1 protein-coding gene is annotated in these 1,190 nt (G+C 72.5%); it reads left to right on the forward strand.

Going from position 1 to position 1,190, the window contains the following annotated elements; genetic code table 11:
• The coding region (locus Q1K57_RS02690; RefSeq protein WP_300078731.1) for a S8 family serine peptidase at positions 1 to 1,190 on the forward strand (1,190 nt) is incomplete at both ends.

The following is a 1,190-nucleotide window of genomic DNA, read 5'->3' on the forward strand; positions in this document are numbered from 1 at the left end:
CCTGGAAGGTCGGCGCCGACAACCGGGTCTCGTTCACCGCGAACTGGCGCTTCACGGGCACCGTGTCCACCCAGTACCGGGTGACCGACAACTACGGCAACACGACGACGGCCAAGCTCACCGTCACGGTCACGCCCACGCCCGCGACCGACACCGAACGGCGCCTCGCCGCCATCGGCGCGCTGGACGCCGGCAGGGACGGGTCGGGGATCCGGGTCGGCATCATCGACTCGGGCATCAACTACCAGCATCCGGATCTCGGCGGCACCAGCTCGAGCACCTTCCCGACCACCAGGACCACCAAGGGCTGGGACTTCGTCGACAAGGACGCGAACCCGGCGGACTGCTACGGCCACGGCACGCACGTCGCCGGGATCGTCGCGGCGAACGGGAATCCCAAGCAGGGCGGCGCCTACGGCGTGGCCCCCGGGGTGACGCTCGGCGCGTACCGGGTCTTCGACTGCCAGGGCAGCGCGACGACCGACCACATCCTCGCCGCGATCAACCGTGCCTACTCCGACGGGATGAACGTGGTCAGCCTCTCGCTCGGCGCGACCACGGTGAGCTGGCCGAACGAGACGTCCTACCCGCTCACCCAGGCGGCCGCGAGCCTCGTGAAGAAGGGCGTTGTCGTCATCGCCGCGGCGGGCAACGACGACAACGGGCTGTTCACAGTCGGTTCCCCGGCGGTCGCCCCCGGCGTCATCTCCGTCGCGGCGACGACCGCGACCGGCACGAGCACCGAGTCCTACAGCGCCATGGGCCCGGCGGCCGACCTGACCCACAGCCCGACCATCGCCGCTCCGGGCAGTAGCGTCCGCTCGACCTGGCTGGGCACGGGATGGCGGGTCTCCTCCGGTACGTCGAGGGCGGCGCCGGAGGTCGGGGGCGCGGTGGCGACGATCCGGCAGGCGCGCGGGTGGCGGACGCCGACGGCCGGCCTCCCGGCCCGGGTCGCCGCCCTGCTGTACGCCAGCGCCAGCCCACTGAAGTCGGCGAGATCCGGGCTGACGGACAAGCCGGACGCCGTGTTCCGCCAGGGCGCGGGCCTGCTGCAGTTGCAGGCGGCCCTGGCCACGACGGTGACCGCGTCCCCGTCGACGCTGAGCCTGGGCGAGGGGACGTCGCGGAAGGCGACCGTCACGCTGACCAACACCGGCACCACCGCGGTCACCTACCAGGCGTCGGCC

Source organism: Propioniciclava sp. (assembly GCF_029977985.1).
Classification (GTDB): Bacteria; Actinomycetota; Actinomycetes; order Propionibacteriales; family Propionibacteriaceae; genus Propioniciclava.